General features: G+C 64.8%; 2 protein-coding genes. One reads left to right on the top strand and one right to left on the bottom strand.

Annotated elements, in window-relative coordinates; genetic code table 11:
- Positions 1-8 precede the first annotated feature (8 nt).
- Positions 9-524, bottom strand: coding sequence for a hypothetical protein (locus B7W94_RS00055; protein ID WP_005052752.1), 516 nt, complete (start codon positions 522-524; stop codon positions 9-11).
- Positions 525-700: 176 nt separating this feature from the next.
- Here B7W94_RS00055 and B7W94_RS00050 point away from each other — a divergent pair, with 176 nt between their 5' ends.
- On the top strand, positions 701-3505 hold the full coding sequence (locus B7W94_RS00050; RefSeq protein WP_228164380.1) for a DNA methyltransferase: 2805 nt from the start codon (positions 701-703) through the stop codon (positions 3503-3505).
- Positions 3506-3533 lie beyond the last annotated feature (28 nt).

Raw genomic sequence — 3533 nt, 5'->3', positions numbered from 1 at the left:
CGTGAGCATCATGGCCGGCTCCCTTCCCGCGCGGCCGCGTCGTGCGTGAGAGGGTGGCGGAATCCGATCTCCCGTTCCCAGACCTCGGCGGCGCGATGCAGGCCCTCATACTCCTTCACGCCCAGGTGGTCCGGGGAGTCGACGAGCGGGCGGTGAGCGAACCGTCGCGCGATCGCGTCGCCGAGGCGTTCGACGAGGTCACGCGCAGGGGACTGATCCCATCCGGGGTGATGGCAGGAGACTTCGGCGAGCAGTAGACGGCTGCGCTCGATCTGCAACGCCTGCTCGTCATCGGCATGGGGGACGATCTCGGCGACCGGCTGCCATTCGTAGCGCGGTGCGGCGATGTGCTGCTTGATCGCGTAGCTGACGCTCGCGTAGTTCTCATCCCAGAGGCTCTGACCCATCCGGTCGGCGTTCTCGGCGAGCTCGCGCGGAGTGCTGCTGCGGTAGGCGGGTGTGGAAATGTAGGCGGCGGTGACCAACAGGTCGATGGTGTCGCGGTTCACGGGAAACGCGCGCATGATGACCCCCTCAGGTGGTGAATGTGACATTCACTACCCTAGAATCAGTCGGCGCTCATGTCAAGACGTCGTCGTCGTCGTCGTCGCTGTGGTGGTGGCGCCAAGCAGCCGCCACGCTGCGGACGGAGGTCGGGTAGTACCGGGTGCGAGTGGTCTGGCCGGATAGCGTTGGGATCGTGCCGAAGTCGTTGTCGATGAATGAGATCCGAGCCCGCGCTGCGCAGTTCACCCGTGACTGGCAGGACGAGCCCGGCGACGAGCGACAGCAAGCGCAGTCCTTCGTCCGGGATCTGCTCGGCGTGTACGGGATAACCCAGACCCGCGCGGCGTTCTACGAGAAGCGTGTCAAGCGCTCGTCGACCGGCTCGCGCGGATACATCGACGCGCTGATCCCTGGTCTCGCGCTGATCGAAATGAAGTCCGCCGGCAAGGATCTCGTCGCGGCTGAGCAGCAGGCGCTCGACTACATTGACGACCTTCCTGACCCGGAGGTTCCTCGGTGGGTAATCACGAGCGACTTCCGCCGGTTCCGTCTGCTCGATCTCCACGCTGAGAGCGAGGGTGTGCAGGAGTTCGCCCTGACCCAGATGCGGGATCGCGCTGACGTGCTCGCCTTCCTCGCCGGGTACGGTGAGCGCACCTTCGGATCGAAGGCGCAGGAGTCTGCGTCGATCAAAGCGGCAAAGCTGATGGCGTCCCTCTACGAGGCCCTCGAGGGGTCTGGGTACGACGATCACGAGGCGTCGGTGTTCCTGGTGCGCACCTTGTTCGCCCTCTACGCCGATGACGCCGGAGTGTGGGATCGCGATCTGTTCCTCGAGTTCCTCGAGACCCGCACCGCGACGGATGGTTCCGACCTCGGGCCTCAGCTGTCGTTGCTGTACCAGGTCATGGGACGTGAGCCGTCTCGTCGGCAGTCAAACCTCGACGAGCTAATCTCGCGATTCCCCTACGTCAACGGTGGAGTCTTCGAGGAATCGGTGTCGATCCCGTCGTTCGACGCAGGCATGCGTGACCGGCTGATCGCGGCTGCAATGTTCAACTGGTCGGCGATCTCGCCGGCCATCTTCGGCAGCCTCTTCCAGGCCGTCAAAGACAAGACCGCTCGGCGTGAGCTCGGCGAGCACTACACCACCGAGACCAACATCATGAAGGTCATCGGCCCGATGTTCCTCGATGAGCTGCGGCAGCGGTTCACGGACGGGTACCACGACACCGCCAAGCTCAAGAAGCTGCGTGCGGACATGGGGCTGATGCGATTCCTTGATCCGGCGTGCGGCTGTGGCAACTTCCTGGTGGTCGGCTACCGACAGATGCGAGCCCTCGATCTTGAGGTTCTGCTGCGGATCCAAGAGCTGTCCGGTGAGACGGCCCGCACAATGTTCTTCACCGAGGAGCACCTCGCCGTGCGGCTGTCGAGCTTCCACGGGATCGAGCTCGAGGAATGGCCCGCGCAGATCGCAGCGACGGCGCTGCACCTGGTGGAACACCAGGCAAACCAGGCGATGGAGCTGGCGCTTGGATCTGCACCAGATCCGCTGCCGCTGGACAAGATCAAGAGCATCGTCGTCGGCAACGCGCTGCGTGTCGACTGGGCAGCTGTCCTACAACCGACTGAGCACCTGTACATCATGGGCAATCCGCCCTTCCTCGGCCACGCCACCCGCTCGACCGAGCAAGCGCAGGAACTTCGCGACGTGTGGCGGAGGGACGACATCGGTCGGCTGGACTATGTCACCGGCTGGTACGCGAAGGCTCTCGAGCTGCTCGGCCGTCCCGGCTACCGAGGCGAGTTCGCGTTCGTCTCGACAAACTCGATCGCACAGGGAGAGCCGGTGCCAGCGCTCTTCGGCCCTGTGTTTGCCGCAGGGTGGCGCGTCAAGTTCGCGCACCGGACGTTCGCGTGGACCAGTGAAGCGCCCGGCGCTGCGGCAGTGCATTGCTCGGTGATCGGTTTTGACCGGCCGTCGAGGAAGAGAGCGCGGCTGTTCGACTACTCAGGAAACCTCAAGGGCGAGCCCGTCGAGATCCCCGTCGTGGATCAGCTCAACGGATACCTGGTCGACGGTCCCATTGTGCTAATCGATCAGCGGCGAAGCCCGCTGGCGTCGGCTCTCCCTCCGATGGTGTTCGGGAACATGGCTCGCGACGACGGCAATCTCCTGATCGAGCCGGCCGACTATGCGGAAGTGATGGCAGATCCGATCGCCGCGAAGTACGTCCGGCCGTTTGTCGGCGCCCGACAGCTCATCCACAACGAACCCCGGTGGTGCCTGTGGCTCGTGGATCTTGACCCCAGCGACATCGCCCGATCCCCGATACTCCGCGGGCGGCTGGATGCCGTGCGTCAGTTCCGCGCAGCGTCGAAGGCCGAGTCCACGCGACAGATGGCGGACACGCCGCACCTGTTCGGTCAAAGGTCGCAACCCGACACGCCCTATGTCTGTGTGCCGCGGCATGTGAGCGAGACACGCAAGTTCTTCCCGACCGCCCTGTTCACCCCTGATGTGATCTGCGGTGACGCGAACTTCAAGGCAGACGACCCAGACGGCCTCGCCTTCGCAGTGATCTCGTCGTCGGCATTCATCACCTGGCAGCGCACTATCGGCGGTCGCCTTGAGTCTCGTCTGCGCTTCTCGAGCACCCTGACGTGGAACACTTTCCCCTTGCCCGCCCTCACCGACACGCAGCGTGCCGCCATCATCGCCGGGGGGCAAGCCGTTCTGGATGCGAGAGCGCTACGCCCAGAACGCTCGCTCGCAGACCACTACAACCCCCTCGCGATGTCGCCCGAACTGCTCCGGGCGCATCGTGAGCTCGACACTGCTGTCGACAAGGCCCTGGGCCTGCGGGGGATAGCGACGGAGGCTGACCGACTGCGAGCGCTGTTCGCCAGCTATGCGAAGCTCACCACGGTCGACGAGCTCGCGATGCCGAAGAAACGTCCCCGCAAGGCGACAGCAGCGAGTGCGGCATCGTGAGCTGGCCGTACCCGACCGTCCGCGTCGA

It is taken from the genome of Microbacterium sp. LEMMJ01 (assembly GCF_002114135.1).
Lineage (GTDB): Bacteria > Actinomycetota > Actinomycetes > Actinomycetales > Microbacteriaceae > Microbacterium.
The sequence above is the reverse complement of the archived record's forward strand: the minus strand, read 5'-3'. Positions and strand labels throughout refer to the sequence as shown.

Excerpts from the sequence above, each read along its gene's own strand:
- B7W94_RS00055 (WP_005052752.1), bottom strand. The coding sequence starts at position 524 with ATGCGCGCGTTTCCCGTGAACCGCGACACCATCGACCTGTTGGTCACC.